The organism is Pantoea sp. GbtcB22, from assembly GCF_019091025.1.
Taxonomy (GTDB): Bacteria; Pseudomonadota; Gammaproteobacteria; order Enterobacterales; family Enterobacteriaceae; genus Pantoea; species Pantoea leporis.
On the sequence record NZ_JAGXKB010000007.1, the window covers coordinates 114,136 to 133,689 of the forward strand.

The window sequence follows — 19,554 nt, forward strand, 5'->3', positions numbered from 1 at the left end:
TATTAACGCTCGCGGAATGCTTCTTTAGCTTTCAGGACCGGCTTCAGCAGGTAATCGAGAATGGTTTTCTCACCCGTGCGCACCTCGACGGTAGCGATCATGCCGGGAATGATAGGCAGATCTTTGTTACCTGCGTGCAGCGTGCTTTTATCCGTCAGGATCAGTACGCGATAGTAGGTATCATCCGGGCGTCCACTGGCGGCTTTTTGATCGTCTTTTAAGGTATCCGGACTGATATACTCCACGTGCCCATCAAGCCCGCCGTAAATGGCAAAGTCATAGGCGGTGATTTTCACCTTGGCCGGTAAGCCTGGACGCAGGAAGGCGACATCCGACGGACGGATTTTCCCCTCCACCAGCAACTGCTCTTCCAGCGGAACGATTTCAAGGATGTGCTCACCCGGCTGAATAACCCCGCCAATGGTGTTAACGCGTACGTTTTTCACCGTGCCACGCACCGGTGCGACGATCGTGGTGCGATCAACAATATCGGCACGGCCAATCAGGTTTTCGCTAACCTGGCTCAGTTCTAATTCCAGGCGTCCCAGCTCAGTGTGGGCATCTGATTGATAGCGGTTACGACGTTCGACGATTTGCGCCTGAATGTCATTGGCCTGACGCTGCATACGCAGTAGTTCGACTTCCGACAAGAGACCTTTGGCCGCTAACGGCTCAGCCAGATGAATCTCGCGCATCGAAAGTGCGTAACTGCGTTGCAATGAGTTGATGCTGTCACTTAGCGCACGTTTGCGCGATTCATAAGCTTTAGTTTCCTGCGCCACAACGGCGGGATCGCTCTGTACCTGCTCATCAAACGCCAGTGGCAATGAATAAGCTTCAGCACGTAAGCGTGCAATGCTGCCCTTCAGACCCACCACTTTACTCAGTACTTCGCGATAGCTGGATTGCGCACGCGTTGGGTCAATTTTCAGTAGCACATCACCGCGATCTACAACCGTACCTTCACGCACATTCATCTCTGCCAGAATGCCGCCTTCCAGGCTTTGAATAACCTGCTCACGGCTGCGTGAGATGACCTTGCCATCGCCTTTAGTGATCTCTTCGACTCGTGCGTAATTGGCCCAGGTAAGGCCACCAACTAACACCGCAATGATGATCCACATCACTAGCTTGGAACCCGGCGTGGTTTGCGACAGCAGAGAAGCCTGCACGTCATTCATAAATTCGGCATCAGCAGCAGACATACCTTTCTCGCTCTTACGCCATGACATTAACTTGCTCATACTGCGGCCTCCTCTGCTGCTGCTTGCTTCGGCGCTGAATCGTTAGCGGGAGCTGGCGCACGTACCGCCGGTTCAACCGCCTGACGCGGCTGTTTGCGGGCTTTATTTTTTCCTTCTAAAGCGGCAAGCACCTGATCTTTCGGGCCATCCGCCACCACTTTGCCTTCTTCCACCACGATGATGCGATCGACCAATGCCAGAATGGATGGACGATGCGTCACCACAATCAGCGTGTGTCCTTCACTGGCGCGACGTAAATGCGCGAGGAATTGGTTTTCCGTCATGCTATCCATGGCGCTGGTTGGCTCATCCATCAGCAGCACTTTAGGACGGGTGAGCAGCGTTCGCGCCAGAGAAACCAGCTGACGCTGACCGCCAGACAAGCCTTCGCCGCCCTCGCCAACCGTTAAATTGATACCACTTGGATGGCGTGCCGCAACGTGGTCCAAACCGGTCAGATTTAGCACGCGCAGCAGCTCATTGGCGGTGGCGTCCGGGCGCCCAATCATTACGTTTTCGCGCAGCGTGCCGTAGAACAGACGCGCATCTTGACCGACAAAGCCAACAGCCTTGCGCCAGTCCGCCGGATCAATCTGGTTAACATCCAGACCATCGGCCGAAAGCTGACCTTTCACCGGTTGGTAAAGGCGCGCCATCACACGTAATAAGGTGGATTTACCGCTACCGATGCGGCCAAGAATCGCGACGCGTTCCCCGGCTTTAATGCTCAACGAGATATCTTTGAGGATTTCCGGGTTGGGCTTCATTGGCGGTGCCGGATAGGAGAAGTTGACGTTGGTCAGCGTGATCTCACCACTCAACGGCGGATCGGTGAGATAGGTTTTGCTGCTGTCACGATCAATAGGCATCTCCATCAGCTTGTTGAGTGACGTTAGCGCCGCTTTTGCCTGCTGATAACGTACAGCCAGGCCAATAACCTGACCGAGCGGGCCAGTCGCGCGGCTGGCAAGCATCACGGTGGCGATCATCGCACCCATGGTGAACGTGCCTTCATTGATCAGATAAACACCGGCCACCACCAACATCACCGTCTGAAACTGCTGCAGGAACGTCACCACGCCGGTTGCCAGCGTTGAGTAGCGTTTTGATTTCATCGAGTTAGCGGATTGCAGTGCGCTGAAGTTTTCCCAGCGACGCTGCATGTGTGCTTCACCGCCCACTGCTTTCAGCGTTTCCATACCTTCAACTGATTCAATCAGCACGCCTTGTTTGAGTGAGGCGTCACGCAAGTTCTCTTTCATAATGCGCGCCAGCGGCCACTGGATCGCGGCACTGACGATGATGATCAATGGGATCATCATCAGTGGAATGATCGCCAGCGGACCGCTGATAAAGAAGATCACACCCACAAACATCAGAATGAAAGGAAGATCGGAAATCGCCGCCAGCGTGGCAGATGCCACGAAGTCACGTACCGATTCATACTCACGAATCTGGTTGGCGAAGGTACCGGAGGAAGCGGGTTTGTGTTCCATCTGGATAGAAAGTGCCTGACGGAACAGCATACTGCCGAGCACTAAATCGGCCTTTTTACCCGCCATATCCAGCAGATGCGCGCGTACGAAGCGGGTAACGGCTTCGAAGATCATCGCAATGGTCACGCCAATCGCCAGTGACCACAGCGTCACGAATGCCTGGTTCGGCACCACACGGTCATAGACGTTCATGGTGAAGAAGATGCTGGAAAGACCGAGAACGTTGATCAATACCGCCGCAATCGCGGCACTGCGGTAATAGCGGCGATAGCGCCACAGTGTGGTGAACAGCCAATGGCCTTTGACTTCCGGCAGCATTTCACTGGCGCGCTCATCGACCACAGCAGTGGGTTTCGCCATGACGGCGAAGCCCGCGTAGATCTCATTGAGCTCGGCCAGATTCATCTCAACGGCTGAAGCGCTGACTTCTGGCATCACCAGTTGGAAGCGCAATTCGCGTTGATTTTCCTCATTAGTGTGAATGCGGCGCGACAGCACAATGCAACCGCCGCCCCCTTTGCGCAGCAGAATCATCGGCATCAACTGCTCCGGCAGATCCTGCAGACGACGCTCAACCATGCCGCCGGTAATGCCGGCGTTTTCGAGCGCTGTCATGGCCTGTGATGGTGAGAGCAATGTCGCTTTTGGCAAACCTGCCACCAGCGCTTCTTCACTTTTCTCGCGTTTGTAGTGTTTGCAGATCCAAGCCACGCTTTTTAACAGCGTGTCATCTACCGTGGTTTCAATACGAGCAACAGAACGCGCATCCTGCTCCACAGCATCCTGCTTCTGGTCGACCATTTCCCGACTCCTGTAAACCTGACAAAAAACGGTGAGCACATTGCCCACCGTTGCACCTGTTTGAATTGGGAAAATTCTGACAGAAGGCAGGTTTTGAGCAGTCCAAGACTTGTCTCAAACGGTTAGGAATAATTGTTTAAAGTCGTGATTGCAGGCACGGAGGCGGGCTTTTTGCACTGCCTGGCGCAGAAAAATGCAAGGCTGTTGATGCTCGTCCTGGGCGTGTTATCTTACTGGCTCGCTTTATCGCAATCGGACAAATAGCAATGGTAAAACAGCGCGTAGGGATCGTGTTTGGCGGCAAATCGGCCGAGCATGAAGTGTCATTACAATCAGCCAAAAACATCCTCGAAGCCATCGATAAGAGCAAGTACGAGGTGGTGTTGCTGGGAATTGATAAACAGGGTGAATGGCATCTCAATGATGCTTCGGGATTCTTGCTCAACGCAGAGAACCCGAAGCTGATTGCGCTTAATCGTTCAGGTGAAAATGTCGCGCTGGTTCCGGGCAGTTCTTCCCAGCAGCTGATTACCCGTCAGCAAGCGCAGCCTTTGTCACAGCTGGAAGTCATTTTCCCCATCGTGCACGGCACGCTGGGTGAAGATGGCTCGCTACAGGGCTTATTGCGTATGGCGAATCTGCCGTTTGTCGGCTCTGACGTGCTCGGGTCTGCCGTCAGCATGGACAAAGATTTTACCAAGCGGCTGCTGCGTGATGCCGGACTGAACGTTGCCCCCTGGCTGAGCGTGACGCAGGCACAGCGAGCGAACATTGATGCTGAGGCCGTGATTGCACGCTTTGGCCTGCCGCTGTTTATTAAACCGGCTAACCAGGGATCGTCCGTTGGCGTGAGCAAAGTCGACAGCCCTGAAGCGTTCGTTGCCGCGCTGGATCTCGCCTTTACGTTTGATCGCAAAGTCTTGATCGAGCAAGGGATTAAGGGCCGCGAGATTGAATGTGCCGTGCTGGGCAACGATGCGCCAGAAGCCAGCCCGTGCGGCGAAGTGGTGGTGCATGATGCCTTCTACTCATACGACACCAAATACATCAGCGAAAGCGGTGCGCAAGTGGTGGTGCCAGCGGCAATCAGCGATGAAGCCAGCGAGGCGATTCGTCAGGTGGCAATTACTGCGTTTCAGGCGCTGGAGTGTTTTGGCATGGCGCGTGTTGACGTGTTCCTGACGGAAAGCGGCGAGATCATTGTCAATGAAGTGAATACTTTGCCAGGTTTTACCAATATCAGCATGTATCCGAAGTTATGGCAGGCAGCGGGTTTGAGCTACAGCGATTTGATTTCCCGTCTGATTGAGCTGGCTCAGCAGCGTCACCAGCAAACCAGCCAACTGAAAAGTAGCGTTTGAATCGCCATGACGTGGCTCAGGCCACGTCATTCATCATGCTGCGCGGCTCCATCGCCGGTGAGGTTTGATTACGGCCATTGCGTTTGGAAAGATAAAGATTCTTATCCGCCGCTGACACTAAGCGATTGATCACGCTTGGCCATTCACGTTCATTCTGCGCACTGCCGCGCGCCAGACCTAAACTGGCAGTTACCGTCACCGTGTTGCCCTGAATCCAGAACTTCTCTTTGACCATCGCCTGACGTACCGTTTCGGCGAGTTGGTAAAGCTGGCTATGGCTACAATCGAACATCACCATCACAAACTCTTCGCCACCAAAGCGACACACCATGCCACTATTGCCAACCACGCGCTGAATGCGCCGCGCAATCTCTTCCAGCACGCAATCACCGGCATCGTGGCCAAAATTGTCGTTAATGGCTTTGAAATAGTCGACATCAAGCATAATAACGCCTGCTTCCCGTTGTAGCGAGAAAGGTTCATTTCTCAAGCTTTCATACAGGCCGGAGCGGGACAGCAGTTGGGTGAGAAAATCAAAATTAGCGCGAAGTGCAAGCCGATGATTTAATTGGCGAATGGCATCCATGCTCACCGCCACCAGCAGCGGGCTGAGCGCAACGGTGGCGACGCCAAGCCGTGCCGAGGTGAGATGGCTAATCGGCAGCAGTGCATCGTCACCCTGGATGTTCATAACACCATGCGACACCAGCACAATCTCCGTGATACCGGTTATCAGGATCACTAAACTAGTCAATGGAATCGGTAACACAATGGCGCACCAGATCAGCGCAGGAACCGGGAATGTCAGGCTACCGGCCCCGCCAATTAGTGCCCCAACAGTCAGCGATAGAATCACCGCCGCCAGCGGCAGCAGTTTGCCGGGATGCAGCAAGGTGTGCGGTGAAACCGTTCGCAACGGGCGTGCCAGCATCACCGGCAGCAGCATCAGCGAAGTAGAGAACTGTTCGCTGAACCAGTCGCTCCACGCCACAATAAAGCGCGCATTGAAATCAATATCCTGTGCCCACGCGCCCCAGGTTGCACAAGCCGCCGCGCCAAGAAAACAGGCGGGAAAAATGCGCATGGCATTGAACACCTGGCTGTGGGCGGAAGGACGTTGCAGATGTTTGATCAGCATGCTGACCGCGACGAGAATAAACAGAATGTTGGCAAAATTGACGGTAAACGCTGGCAGCGCCCAGCCGGAAAATACCGTGTCGTTAAAAATCATCGCACTGAAGCACACCAGATAGCTGGAGGTAGTGTGTAAAAACGGATTCCTCACTATTAATCCCGCCACCAGCGCATTCACCGGCCAGAATAGTGAGAACTCTTCGGGGATGCGTAAATGGCTGCCGATAAAGCAGAAAAACAGCGTAATGAAGAACAGCGTGAGGGCATTCTTTTTAAAATTATTCTCTTCAAACAGCATAACGCGCATACGTCTGAACCCTGTAACCTGGAAAGTGCCGGCATCAACCCTAAGCATCAGCAAGCATTAAACCGGAAATACCCGTGCGATGATTCGGTAATTAAGCAAGTGTTCGTCATCCTACTCTGCGGCTGGGCGGCGCTCACCTGCCATAAAAAACAGCGTCGCGCCTAATGGCATTGTAGAAACGCCAGAGACAAAGGATAAAGCTTTTGGCAATTATGCCCTGTAAATAAAAAAATCGGCTATCCGAGATATCCGATTTTTTAGTTTTAAAACGGTTGTTCCAGCACAGACTTATGGCTATTTCACCGCAACAGGCCATTGACTCAGACGAATGCCACGTTGGCGTGCGTTTTCACCAAAGTCTTTTAGCACCGCTTTAACGTCGGGATCCATATATTGGGCATTGCCGTGCTCAGCAATCACCACGCTGTTTTCCGGGATCTCCGCCAGCAATCCCTGCAGCTTTGGATTGTGCATAAAGGTCAGATTTTGCTGCAGGCGTAAAACGTAGTGATCGTCATGTCGCGTAAGCTGCAAGGCGTTGCGATGGCTTTTATAGATGCTGTAGAGGATTTGCGTAGCGATGCCAATTCCGATGCCGGCCAGCATGCCAAACACAATAATGCCGCCGATAGTGGCAAGGAATGGCACATATTGCTGCGGTCCCATGCGCATCTGCTCAATGAACAGGCGCGGCGTGGCCAGCTTATAGCCGGTATAAAGCAGCACCGCCGCAAGGCTGGCAAGGGGAATCGCGTTAAGCAGATTACTGAACCACAGGCCGCAGATTAACAGCAGCACACCATGAATCAGAATCGACAGTTTGGTTTGCGCGCCAACGCTGACGTTCACCGAACTGCGCACAATCACTGCAGTAATCGGCATCGCGCCAAGGAAACCGGCGGTCAGGTTACCAATGCCCTGCGCAAACATCTCTTTGTTGGGTGAAGGTGCAGGATGTTGCGGACGCAGTTTCTTCAGCGCTTCCTGGCTGAGCAGCGTTTCAAGGCTCGCGACCAGCGCCAGCGTGATCGCCACCATCCACACTGCAGGATTCTGCCACGCTTGCCAGTCTGGCGTTTCCAGTTCAGCCACCAGCGCCGACATGCTGTCGAACGCGGGCAGCACGATACGCGGCAAGCCATCAGCTAACGCTGGAAACAGGCGATCGCCAAACACCGTCGCCGCACAGCCTACCAGCACCGCTACCAGCGGACCGGGCATCCAGCTCAGCACTTTAACTGACTTGATCAGCGGCGTGGTCCACAGCCATAAAATAGCCAATCCCACGCCAGCAACCAGCATCGCGCTGCTGGAAAAATGAAATTCCCCGTTTACCAGCGACAACAGCTCAACATCGCCCGCCGCGCCGAATGCTACCGGAATTTGCTGCATAATCAGTAAAATACCAATCGCCGCCAGCATACCTTTAATCACGCTGCTCGGTACTAAGGCGATAAAACGTCCTGCACGCAGTAAGCCAAACAGGCACTGCAACGCACCCGCCAGAATCAGCGCGGTGAGAAAGGCGGAAAAGCTGCCTAGCGTGGCGATCGACGCGACCACAATCGTTACCAATCCCGCCGCCGGACCACTAACCGCAAAACGCGAGGGGCTCAGCGCAGTCACCAGCAACCCACCAATCACGCCGGTGAGCAGACCCGCAAAGGGCGGCAATCCACTCGCCTGCGCGATGCCAAGACAGAGCGGCAGCGCGACCAGAAACACCACCAAACCAGCCGGAATATCCTGACGAAGCGTGCTTAAATTCATGGCATTGATTCCTCTGCAGATAGCTGAATTAACCGCGCGCGGCGCCGCAAAGCCAGAGTACGATTTATCACTAATAAGGGTTTCAGGGTCATCACAATAATCTTCTCTCAACATTTAAAAAGATCGCTTTCAGGCAGATAGCGACGTCATTAAACGCGGCTATGGAGAACCATTGAGGATGAAAGCAGAACTTCCTCACAAAAATAGTTTATAGACGCTTAAGCATTACCTTGCATCATGAATATTTCTGACGTCGGCAAAACGAATCTTTTTGTAAACCAAACTTCAATAAACGTATGAATCAGGTAAGTTTATGCAAGGAGCGGAATGATGAGCAGGCTCGATAAAAAGTATTATTAACAATTAAATAAGAGCGATTTTAAATGTGATATTTTCGGTGCAATTACAAAACAATACACGCAAAAATTATATGCCATTTTAGCGACGCTATAATTTAATCCTTATGAGCTGGGAGAATTCCTAATTAAAAAATTTATGATTAGTGCGATTCACTGCCATTCAACAAATAAGACGAGATATTTCGCTATTCAGTTGCCATGAATTTAGTAAGAGATCAGGAAAACAGTGAGGGGAATAATAGTTACGGAGTTATGTAAATATTGATGGACCTGAAAAGGACATGAATGCGCCTGCCTAAGCAGACGCTATTTTACCTGACGAATTATTTACCGTTCCACGCTTTCATACGCGCTTCACGCACCTGCAGTTGCTGCTCAGGCGTGAGTTTGTTGTAGTTTTCCGCCATGCCACTTTCCCAGTCGCCATACAGCGGGTTCGGTAACACGATGAATTGGGTGCCAAAACGCTGATGATTAAGGCTAACGAACTGCTGACGCTGCGCATTTCCCTGATGCCAGGTTGAACCGCCAAAGTCATTCAAGTTGTCGCCCACATACAGCACCACGTTGTAACCGGCATTCTTAACTGCGTCGAAGCGCTCTTGCTTGTTAGAATTACCGGTACTCAAGCGCACCGTCTTCTCGCTCACGCCGCTGAAGCCCAGCTTATTCAGGTTCTCAACCGTTGCGGCAAAATCTTTTTGGTCGCGGTTGGAGATATAGAACATAGTGCCGCCGTGGCTGTTGACGTAGTTGGCAAACTCCACTGCGCCCGGAACGGCCGTTGCCTGACGCGCCTGCGTCCACGCTGACCAGGTTTTACCCGAGAAGGGCTGGCCGTTTTTCGCCTGCCACGCGCTGTAGGCGCTGTTATCAATCATCGTTTCATCTAAATCGACGATAACCGCTTTCGGTTTACCCGCCAGCGATGGCGCCTGATCGAAGGCCATGCGCGCGCTGTTAAATGCCTGCCAACTCAATGCCTGATATTCGCCGGATTGCTGGAACCAGTTTACTGCCAGCACCGATTGCTGGCCGAGCTGCTGCTGAGCCTGCTGTTTAGAAGGCTGCGCACAACCGGTTAATGCCAGCGCCATTAAGCCGGATGCCGCCAGCAAGGTGGTTTTCTTCATCATTTCATCCTTAAGTGATTAGGGTCAGTTTTTGTAAAGCTACAAAAATGTAGCAGTTAACGTAAGCTGTGGGCAGCAGAAAGCAGCGGTTTGGTGAGAGGAGACACTTATGGTACAGCACCCCCACAGCGGTCCACGATCAAGACTATTGGATGACTTTTCCTGGCTGGAATACGCCTTTCAGCCGGCTGGCCAGCCCGTTCCGGCAGAGGCGGCTTATGGTCAACAGCGTCACAGCGCCAATGTGTTGCTGGCAAGCCAAAACATCCCGCCTAAGCGTTGCGAATCGGATGGCTTGATTGGCGAAGATCATCTGCCGGTCGCGGTGTATACCGCCGATTGTCTGCCGGTGTTATTTGCCGATCCGCAACAACAGCAGGTTGCGGCGGTGCACGCCGGATTAAAAGGCACGCTCGGTGGTGTATTGAACAACGCGATTGATCGTCTGCTAGAGCGCGGCGCCAGCCGTGAAACGCTGCGTGTGGTAATCGGTCCAGCGATCGGGCCGTGCTGCTATGAACTGGGTAACGATCTGGTGACACATATGCAGGATCGTCACGATCTTCCGCCGTTACCCTACTCCACCCAGCAGCCGCACAACGCACAAGCGATCCGTCCGCAGGCGCGGGCCCAGCAGGATGGAATCTGGTTTGATCTGCCTAACCTGGCGCGAGGCTTGTTGTTACAGCGGGGAGTGGTGGCGGAACATATTGAAGTGCTGAACGTCTGTACCTACTGCATGGCGGAAGCGGGTTCCAGCTATCGCTACAACACCCATTTTGACAGCGGCTATCAGTCACGTTTCTCGTGGATCCGCACGCGCGGTTAAGAGCTTCACGTCCTTGTGAAGCTTTATCGATCAGTGAATTATGGCATTGAGCGCCAACACGCCGGCTAAACCGAGAATCGAGATTAACGTTTCCATCACCGTCCAGGTTTTCAGGGTTTCCACCACGCTCAGGTTGAAGTAGCCCTTAAATAGCCAGAAGCCGGGATCGTTCACGTGTGAAGCGATCACGCTGCCGGAACCCACCGCCAGTACCATCAAGGCCGGATCGGCATGCGTGGCCGCGATAATTGGCGTCACAATACCGGCGGTGGTGATCGCCGCCACCGTGGCTGAACCCAGCGCCACGCGCAGCATTGCCGCAACCGTCCAGCACATCAGCAGCGGTGACAGTGACGATCCCTTCATCATATCGGCGATGTAGTTACCTACGCCGCTATCCACCAGCACCTGTTTAAATGCACCGCCGCCCGCGATGATAAAGATGATCATGGCGATGGCGGCAATCGACTCGCCGCACATATCCATCACTTCTTCCATCTTACGGCCATTGCGCAGCCCCAACGTCAGCACCGCTATCACCACCGCGATAAACAGCGCCACTGCCGGATTACCGATGAATTCGAAGAACTGACGCAGCGCGTTCTCTTTCGGCGTGGTCAACTCGAAGACGGCGGCAATCGCCATCAGCACCACCGGAATCACTGCGGCAAAAATACTGATGCCGAAGCCTGGCATCTCCTCTTCCGTGAAGATTTTTGGGTTGTAGAGCCCTTCCGGCGGTGACTTCTCAAAGCTTTTAAGGAACTTCGAGAAAACCGGTCCGGCAATAATCACCGTTGGAATGGTGATGATCATGCCGTAGAGCAACGTGGTACCGAGATTGGCGCCAAAGATAGTGGCAATCGCCGTTGGGCCAGGATGCGGCGGCAGGAAGCAGTGAGTGACCGAGAGCGCGGCGACCATCGGCACGCCGACGTACAGCAGCGGCAAACCGGCAGCCGCCACGATAGTGAACACCAGCGGCAGCAACAGTACGAAGCCAACTTCATAGAACATCGCCAGGCCGACGATCAGTCCGGTCACCACCAGCGCCCATTGCAGCCGCTCTTTACCAAAAGCGGCGATCAGCGTGGTAGCCACGCGTTGTGCGGCACCGGTATCGGAAACCAGCCGCCCGAGCATGGCGCCGAAGCCGAGGATCATGGCTAATCCGCCCAGCGTCGAGCCGATACCTTTCTGGATCGAGGCCATAACATTCAGTGGCGTCATGCCTTCGGCAATACCGACCACCGCCGAGACAAACACCAAGGCAATGAAGCCATTGACCTTAAATACAATCATCAACACCAGCAGCAGTATCACACCCAGCACAATGATGGTTATTGGCATTTTTATTATCCTTAGGAATACAGAGGGGTGATTAAGGTTTAGGCGCGGCCTGATGATAATGCCAGCCGCGCCCGGTCATCACACGGCGACGCGCATGCCACCGTCAACGAACAGCAGATGCCCGTTAACGAAGTTCGACGCACCGGAAGCAAGGAACACTGCCGCGCCAATCAGCTCTTCCGGTTTGCCCCAGCGAGCGGCTGGCGTGCGCTTGGTTAGCCAGCCGGTAAAGGCAGGATCGTCAGCCAGCGCCTGAGTCATCTCCGTGACGAAATAGCCCGGCGCAATGGCGTTCACCTGAATGTTGTGACGCGCCAGCTCCACGCACATGCCGCGCGTCAACATAGTCACCGCGCCTTTGGAGGCCGCGTAAGGCGTGATGGTGTCGCGCCCTAATTCGCTCTGCATCGAACCGATATTGATGATTTTACCCTGCTGACGCTCGACCATTTTTTTCGCCACGGTTTGCGAAACCAGGAATACGGCGGTCTGGTTGACCGCGATAACGTCATTCCAGTCCTGCTCCGGGAATTCAAGGAACGGCCGACGGCGCTGGATGCCAGCATTATTCACCAGCACATCAATCGCGCCCCACTCCGCTTCGATCTCATCTACCGCCTGTTTCACCTGCGCCGATTGCGTGACATCAAACGCTTTGGCGTGCGCGCGTAAGCCCAACTCACGCAGCTGCGCCGCGCCCTTCTCTGCGCCTTCGTGCGTGGTGGCGTTGACGATCACGTCAGCACCGGCTTCCGCCAGGCCGCGCGCCAGCAGATATCCAATGCCGCGCGCCGAACCGGTCAACAGCACACGCTTGCCTTCGAGGGAAAATAACTGGCTCATCACTGCTCCTTAAAAGGTTAACTGGACTTTAGCGGCACGGGTTTTATCGCCGGCAAACTTCAGCGCGGCATCGATATCCTGCAAGGCATACTCACCGCTGAACAGCGGCAACGGGTTTACCACGCCGGTAGCCAGCCATTCGACGGCGGTGTTGAATTCATGAGTAAAGCGGAAGGAACCAACCAGATTAATCTCTTTGGCAATCAGCGCCATGATCGGGAAATTGGGAATGGTGCCGCCCATGCCAACCTGCACCAGCGTACCTTTGGCGCACACCACATCGAGGCAGCGCTGCAGCGAAGAGGGATGGCCGGAGGCTTCAAACGCCACATCGAAATAGCCTTTGTCGGCAAGATAGGGCGCGAAATCGCCGTCGGCGGCATGAATCACCTCGCTTGCGCCCATCTGCTGCGCCATCTCCAGTGAACGCTCGCTGATATCGCTGCACACAATGGAGGCCGCGCCGCGCGCTTTGGCCGCCGCCGCAATCAGGCAGCCAATCGGACCCACGCCTGAGATAAACACGTGCTTACCGGTGAGATCACCTGCCTGCTGCGTGGCGTGAATACACACCGCCAGCGGCTCAGCGAACACCATGACCGTTTCATCAGCATCCTGCGGGAACGGCACGCATTGCGCGCTATCCACCACTTTGTATTGGGTAAAACCGCCGTCAACGTGCGGCACATACATGGCGCTGCCGAAGAAGCGCATGGTGGTGCACTGGTTTTCCTGATCGCGCTGGCAATATTTGCACGCGCCGCAAGGCTTAGAGGGATTTACCGCGACTTTTTGTTGGGGTTTAAGTGCTGGATTGTCGCTCTCCACCACATAACCAATCACTTCGTGGCCCAGGATCATCGGCATTTTGATCTCAAAACTACCGACCTTGCCTTCCTGATAGTAATGCAGATCGGATCCACAAATGCCGCCACGCGTGATACGCACCAGCGTACCTTTGCCGTCCCATTTCACCTGCTGCTGCGCAACGCTGACTTGTTTTTTTCCAGTGATTACGCCGGATTGCGTTTCGATATTCATAACGTCCCCATAAGAGCTGTAGCAATGGGGGCCATCAGACCGGGTTATGCGGCTTAAAACTGTGATGAACATCACCTAAAAACATGTTACGGAAAGCTGTTACCTGGAACGTGAAGTCTGCGATGCCGAAGAGGAAACAGGCGGCCGTAAGTGGCCGCCCGTGAAGAGAATTAATAGCCTGACATCAGGTCGTGGCTGTATTTGAACAGCTCAGAATCCGAACGTAAACCGAGCTTTTTCAGCGCCGATTGTTTCTGCCCGCTCACGGTTTTACGACTGCGCTTAAACTTCACGGCAATTTGTGACACGCTCAAACCATCGAGAAAACAACGCACCACTTCAACTTCACGCGGGCTGAGGGTTTTCACCTTCTCATACATATTGCCTTTGCTGCTAAAATCGAGGCTGTCATCCAGCGACTCTTCGCTCATGACATAGAGATTTTCAACCTCGTAGGCGACTTCTTTAGACAAGAACAAACGGCCCTGCGCCACCTGACGAATCGCATGGGTAATTTCCTGCATATTGTGGCTTTTGCCAATAAAGCCTTTCACGCCTGCACTTAGCACCATTTTGACGATGGCCGGACTCTCCATTGAAGAAGAGATCAGAATTTTTTGCTGGGGATGGTGATTACGCAGTTGCTTCACCAGCGCCAAACCATCCAGTTCACGTTCACCCAGCAGGAAATCCAGTACCAGCACATCGACTACGGTACTTCTCAGCTGATTAAATAATTCATTACTTGAAGCCCAGGTACCCACCAAATGAATATCGGGCTCATGTTTCAAACACAACTCGAAAACGGTACGGACCATGGGGTGATCATCAAGGACAGCCACACGCACTTGTTTATTGTGTGCATATACCATTTGTTTATTCCTTTATTACAGCATTAACTTTGTCCAATTCTGACTGTCACACCCGCTTCAATAAATAAATGGTGTCGATTACAACAGCTGTGAAAAAATAGCCTTCACAACATCAGAATTCTAAATCGATAGCGTCACCCTAATAGCGGTCATTTTTATATACCCCTTTTAGGTTTATATTTTTCCGTGATAGATTCTTACTTGCCTGCTCACGTAAAAGTGGGAAAAGTCTGACTTAACTCCTTAACAAGACCACATAAGAATTGTCTTGAAAGAAAAGGAGCAATCTAACTAACTGAATAAGCTAAGAAATGAACATCATATAGTGACATCGTCATCACCCTCTCTCTTTCGCTAAAAATCAAATATTTGAGAATGGTCGCAAAATTTTAACAGTAAAAGAATAGAACGAGCGAAAGATAATAATATCTTTATAATCCCTGGTCCTAATAGATATTAATGGATACCTTAAGAAGGCAGCGTGCTAATTAATCTTAATACTTTTCGCTTGTTGGCATTATTTTTTCTGGCTTTAGTTTCATGTTCATTAATAGCATCAGAGAAAAAACTGCAATTACTGGCGCGATATGATGTAGCTCAACCTGCTTTACAACTGGCTGAACCAATCTCTTCGGAGTTTCGTCATCACGTTCTCAAAGTTGCTGTCGCTGGGCAACCACAACCGCCCCTTTTTATGGATATAGATACGCGACGATTCGAAGGCGTGAGTGCGGATTATCTCTCTCTGATTCAGAATATGCTGGATACCACAATAGAAATCCATTATTACGCCAGTCATAGCGCGGCCCAGGAAGCGGTAACCAGCGGAGAAATGCAACTATTAGCGATCTATGTGGAACCCCCCTCAGTATCAAAGCCGCAAACCTTGATCGCCAGCGACCCCTGGATGCTGGATTATGCAGCGATCGGTTTTAAGTCTGAGCAGAACGCTCCATTAAAAATTGATGAACCCAATCGCATGGCCTGGTCTGGTTCAGCGTTGATGCGTGCACATTTAGAAGAGACTTTTAAGAGCGACCTTTTAGTTCGCTTTCCTGGTTACTACGATGCTGTCGCAGCAACAGTATTTGGCCAAACAGAGCGTGTATGGGGCAATGCCGCCACACTTACACACCTTAATCGCTTCATGTTCGCAAATGCGCTGGAAATAACCAAAGATGACCACGCTATTCCGATGAATTTCAGCTTTGGCATTAGCCCGCGTTATCCACAACTTGCCGAAGCGATTAATTTTGCCTTAACACAAATTCCTCTCTCTATTCGCATGCAGATAGCGAAGCGCTGGCAACTGGATACGTACCATGTGCTGCAGCGTAATCCGCTTGCACTCAAGCATGAAGAGGAGAAATGGCTGCAGGCACACCCGCGTATTAACACCGCACTACCGCAAACCCTCGCTCCACTCAGCAGTCGCAACGGAAGCATGCCGTTTCGCGGCATGATCATTGATGTTTTAGATCTGATAGCCAACCAAAGTGGCATTACATTTAATTCAGAAGTTCAGGAAGAAAGTGGACGTAACCAAACCGATAAGCATTTTCCACATCTGTATGCGCTTGAGATGCTTACCCCGGATATTCCACATCAGTTAATAACCCGCCCATGGCTGGTTTCACACTGGGTCATTATTCGCCATAAACGCCCTCGGAATATTATGGCTCGGGATCCTTTTCCCTTTGGCTCGGCTCTCATGCTGAACAATCGGCAGATGAAGGATTGGATGCTTCTGCATTATCCCCATCTGAACCTCGCCTATATCAACGATCCTTTGCAGGCCTTGCGTGAATTGCAGGCGCATGAAATCGATGCGGTAGTGCTGCCAAAGATTTTTGTGGATTATCTGCTCCACAACCATTACGCAGATGACCTGATTATTGAAACCACGTTGGGTGCAGACCCGGTACGTTTTGTCATGCGTGTTGAACCCGGTAATGAAACGCTGATTAGCATTCTCAATAAAGCCTTGATCGCGATTCCTCCCGAAACCATGTTCAAGTTGCTGGCACATTGGCGTCAGTCAGAGATGCCGTTCCTCAGTGCTTCATGGCAGAGTTACAAACAAATTATCTTGCTGATCGTGTCCGTCTCGGCCGGATTGATAGCCCTTATTTTGCTGTGGAACCGTCATCTGCGGAAGGTTATTCAGCAGCGTATTCAGGCTGAAAATGCATTGAAAAATCAGCTTAATTTCACCCATACACTCTTCAATGACTCTCCCGTTGCCATGTATATCCGCGATAAACAAACCCGATTAGTGGATTGCAACAATGCCTACCTACGTTTTATGGATTTCCAGCGAGAAGATGTCATCGGTAAACGACTGTCGGACGTTCTCACTGGCAATAACGCCAGTATTCACAGTATTGAAGATGGCTATCAAAAAACCTTACTGGATGGCGAAGCCGTCATGCGCGATATACACATGGATTTTGAACAGCGGACATTCCAGCTTTATCACTGGATACTGCCGTTTCGCGATCGGCACGGTGATGTCGCAGGTGTTATTGGGGGCTGGCTGGATGTCACTGAACGCAATGCGCTGCTGCAGGAGTTACAACTCGCCAAAGATGTGGCTGATAAAGCCAACCGCTCCAAAAGTGAATTTCTTGCCAGCATGAGCCATGAAATCCGCACGCCACTGCATGCCATGATTGGCTTACTGGAGCTCGAAACTCGCTTGCAACCGGCTGATTCACTCTCAGAGAACATCCGTGTTGCGTACCATTCGGCACGCGCGTTGCTGTCATTGATTGGCGATATTCTCGATTTGTCGAAAATCGAGTCCGGCCTTTATCAACCAACGTTAGAAACGGTCTACCTTCCTGATGTTCTCGATCAAGCGGTTACGCTATTTCGTAATAAAGCAGAGATTAAGGGACTTGAACTGCGGGTAGAGATGGATATTGCTGCTTACTGGGTGAAGACAGACCCATTGATGCTGAATCAAATTCTCTCCAACCTATTGAGCAACGCCATTAAGTTTTCCGATTACGGTACTGTCACTGTCGTGCTCATGCAGGGCATTGCGCAGGAGGAGGACGGTTGTGAATTCGTGATCGAAGTTAGCGATCAAGGTTGTGGCATGACGGAGGACCAACAGCACGCCATCTTCGAACCTTTTGTGCAGGTGGGCGATCGTCAGCAGCAGCAAATTGGCACCGGATTAGGATTAAGCATTTGTCGTAATCTGGCGCATTTACTGGATGGTGAGCTGATTGTGGAAAGTGCGCCAGGGGAAGGCGCGGTGTTCTCTTTTTATTTCCGTGCCTTGCCCGGTGAACCGCAGGATCAAACACAGCCTCATTTGTCGCAGCCGCTGATCTCCGACAAGCTCTCCGTGATGATCATCGATGATCACGCACCCAACCGATTACTGCTTGGGAAACAGCTTGAACTGGCCGGCCATCAAGTCATGGTGAGTGAAAGTGCGGCAGAAGCACTGACGTTATGGCAGCAGGATCCATTACGTTTCGACCTCATCATCACAGACTGTAATATGCCGGGCATGAACGGCTTTGAGTTCGCTGAAGCGCTGCGTCTATACGAGCATGAGCATCAGTTAACACCGATCATGCTATTCGGCCTGACTGCATCGGCTGAGCAGCATATTATGCAACGCTGCCTTCAGGCGGGAATGAACGATTGTCTTTTCAAGCCGCTGGATTTAGAGAGCTTACTTGCTCAGGTTGCACGTTGTACCCGGCGCAGCGCCATAAAACCAGAAATCCAGGCCCCGCCGGCAGCAAGTATCTCCTCTTTCCCACAGCTGTTAACACAACTGGCCGAACAGGATAGTGAAGGTTGTCTGGTGTTACTCAACAGCATACGAACCAGCCACGATGAGTTGTTGGTATCACTTCAGCAAACCGATGATGTCAGAGCCCTGTCACAGCTGGGTCACAAATTAAAAGGAGGAGCAGCAATGCTAAATGCTCCAACCTTGACTGAACTGGGCCGCAAGTTGGAGAAACACCGCGAGGAAGCCCTCGATCCGCAAGTGTTAATTCAGCAGATTGTCGAGGAAATGAAACGTGTTAATGAGTCCTTGCAAGAATTTGAGAAACATCGCCTGAAAAAACATCAAGATTTATAGAATCATAATCTTATCGAGACATTTCTCGGTTCGCCCTATTAATCTGCCGGACATAATGGCCGTCAACGTCATCATTACGGTGCCGTTAAAGGGAGAGATATGTTTAATGCAAAAATTCTCATCGTTGATGAGCATCGTTTGGTTGCCGCCGGCGTGCAGGCTTTATTATTAATGAATGGCTTTAATTGTGTCACTACTGCGCACACAATTAACGATGGTATTGATGATATCATTCATCAACACATCGACATACTAATATTAGACCCTGACTTTAAAGAAAAAAATGGCATCGCATTTCTACGCGATATCGTCAAATCAAAGACGTGGATGAAAGTCATATTGATTAGTCGGGATAGCAACAACCATCTTTCAATACAGTCACTTAGCCAAGGCGCGAACGGGTTCGTGTCAACTTACGATCCCATTCAAACACTGATCGCCGCCATTGGCTGCGTTTCTAATAATGTGAATTATCTACCGGGCGACATTCTGGACAAACGTCAGCGTTATGCAAATGAGCAAGATATGCTTTCTCGCCTGACTGACCGTGAAAATTTAATTTTGCGACAGCTCGCACAGGGGAAGTCGAATAAAACCATCGCTTGCGAATTGGGATTAAATAATAAAACAATCAGCACTTATAAAACAAAGATATTCCAAAAACTTGAGTCAAAAAACCTGGTTGATATCATCGAACTTGCACGTCGCAATGGGGCTTGTTGAAAGAAAAATCAAGACTAGTCTTGCTGATTAATAACGTTATGGCGTGGCATGATATGCCTTGTCCTAACCCCGGACAGTTTTTAAAAAGATTGAGTTATAAAGGAATTAATAACCACAGAGCTAATTTATTAGCCCCTTCTTCATGCTATTACAGGGCGAGTAGGTTTCTTCCCGTGC

14 protein-coding genes are annotated in these 19,554 nt (G+C 51.6%); 5 read left to right on the plus strand and 9 right to left on the minus strand.

Features of this window, described 5'->3' with window-relative positions; translation table 11 throughout:
• Window positions 1–2 precede the first annotated feature (2 nt).
• Both KVT28_RS19465 and KVT28_RS19470 read right to left on the minus strand, forming a co-directional pair.
• Entirely contained in the window at window positions 3–1,244 is a 1,242-nt protein-coding gene (locus KVT28_RS19465; RefSeq protein ID WP_137386563.1) for an HlyD family type I secretion periplasmic adaptor subunit, read from the minus strand.
• Window positions 1,241–3,541 (minus strand): type I secretion system permease/ATPase, encoded by a 2,301-nt coding sequence (locus KVT28_RS19470; RefSeq protein ID WP_110867372.1) that lies wholly within the window; start codon window positions 3,539–3,541, stop codon window positions 1,241–1,243. The genes KVT28_RS19465 and KVT28_RS19470 overlap by 4 nt, the downstream gene beginning before the upstream one ends.
• 266 nt (window positions 3,542–3,807) lie before the next feature.
• On the opposite strand from KVT28_RS19470, the gene ddlA reads away from it, so the two are divergent.
• Window positions 3,808–4,902, plus strand: coding sequence for a D-alanine--D-alanine ligase (gene ddlA / locus KVT28_RS19475; protein ID WP_217549727.1), 1,095 nt, complete (start codon window positions 3,808–3,810; stop codon window positions 4,900–4,902).
• Window positions 4,903–4,918: 16 nt separating this feature from the next.
• Here the strand turns inward: ddlA and KVT28_RS19480 are convergent, their stop codons facing one another.
• On the minus strand, window positions 4,919–6,343 hold the full coding sequence (locus KVT28_RS19480) for a GGDEF domain-containing protein (protein WP_217549729.1): 1,425 nt from the start codon (window positions 6,341–6,343) through the stop codon (window positions 4,919–4,921).
• Between KVT28_RS19480 and KVT28_RS19485 the strand changes: the two genes are divergently transcribed.
• Window positions 6,251–6,508, plus strand: coding sequence for a hypothetical protein (locus KVT28_RS19485; RefSeq protein WP_217549799.1), 258 nt, complete (start codon window positions 6,251–6,253; stop codon window positions 6,506–6,508). The genes KVT28_RS19480 and KVT28_RS19485 overlap by 93 nt on opposite strands.
• A 129-nt stretch (window positions 6,509–6,637) precedes the next feature.
• Here KVT28_RS19485 and KVT28_RS19490 read toward each other — a convergent pair whose 3' ends face one another.
• Together KVT28_RS19490 and KVT28_RS19495 are read right to left on the minus strand one after the other, a co-directional pair.
• Window positions 6,638–8,113, minus strand: coding sequence for a SulP family inorganic anion transporter (locus tag KVT28_RS19490; RefSeq protein ID WP_217549732.1), 1,476 nt, complete (start codon window positions 8,111–8,113; stop codon window positions 6,638–6,640).
• Between the two features lie 682 nt (window positions 8,114–8,795).
• On the minus strand, window positions 8,796–9,605 hold the full coding sequence (locus tag KVT28_RS19495) for a 5'-nucleotidase, lipoprotein e(P4) family (RefSeq protein WP_101762925.1): 810 nt from the start codon (window positions 9,603–9,605) through the stop codon (window positions 8,796–8,798).
• A gap of 109 nt (window positions 9,606–9,714) precedes the next feature.
• On the opposite strand from KVT28_RS19495, the gene KVT28_RS19500 reads away from it, so the two are divergent.
• Complete coding sequence (locus tag KVT28_RS19500; protein WP_101762924.1) at window positions 9,715–10,434, plus strand: polyphenol oxidase family protein; 720 nt, start codon at window positions 9,715–9,717, stop codon at window positions 10,432–10,434.
• Window positions 10,435–10,464: 30 nt separating this feature from the next.
• Here KVT28_RS19500 and KVT28_RS19505 read toward each other — a convergent pair whose 3' ends face one another.
• The 4 genes from KVT28_RS19505 to KVT28_RS19520 form a co-directional block, all read right to left on the minus strand.
• Entirely contained in the window at window positions 10,465–11,784 is a 1,320-nt protein-coding gene (locus KVT28_RS19505; RefSeq protein WP_008103467.1) for a gluconate:H+ symporter, read from the minus strand.
• Between the two features lie 78 nt (window positions 11,785–11,862).
• Window positions 11,863–12,627 carry a gluconate 5-dehydrogenase gene (idnO, locus tag KVT28_RS19510; RefSeq protein WP_101762923.1) on the minus strand — a complete coding sequence of 255 codons (765 nt, stop codon included), beginning with the start codon at window positions 12,625–12,627 and terminating at the stop codon, window positions 11,863–11,865.
• Window positions 12,628–12,636: 9 nt separating this feature from the next.
• Complete coding sequence (gene idnD / locus KVT28_RS19515) at window positions 12,637–13,668, minus strand: L-idonate 5-dehydrogenase (RefSeq protein WP_217549734.1); 1,032 nt, start codon at window positions 13,666–13,668, stop codon at window positions 12,637–12,639.
• 170 nt (window positions 13,669–13,838) lie between these two features.
• Window positions 13,839–14,540: a response regulator transcription factor gene (locus KVT28_RS19520; protein WP_101762921.1), complete on the minus strand. Its 702-nt coding sequence runs from the start codon at window positions 14,538–14,540 to the stop codon at window positions 13,839–13,841.
• A 481-nt stretch (window positions 14,541–15,021) separates the two neighbouring features.
• On the opposite strand from KVT28_RS19520, the gene KVT28_RS19525 reads away from it, so the two are divergent.
• Window positions 15,022–18,654, plus strand: coding sequence for an ATP-binding protein (locus tag KVT28_RS19525; protein WP_217549736.1), 3,633 nt, complete (start codon window positions 15,022–15,024; stop codon window positions 18,652–18,654).
• Window positions 18,655–18,753: 99 nt separating this feature from the next.
• Complete coding sequence (locus KVT28_RS19530; RefSeq protein WP_101762919.1) at window positions 18,754–19,377, plus strand: response regulator transcription factor; 624 nt, start codon at window positions 18,754–18,756, stop codon at window positions 19,375–19,377.
• Window positions 19,378–19,554 lie beyond the last annotated feature (177 nt).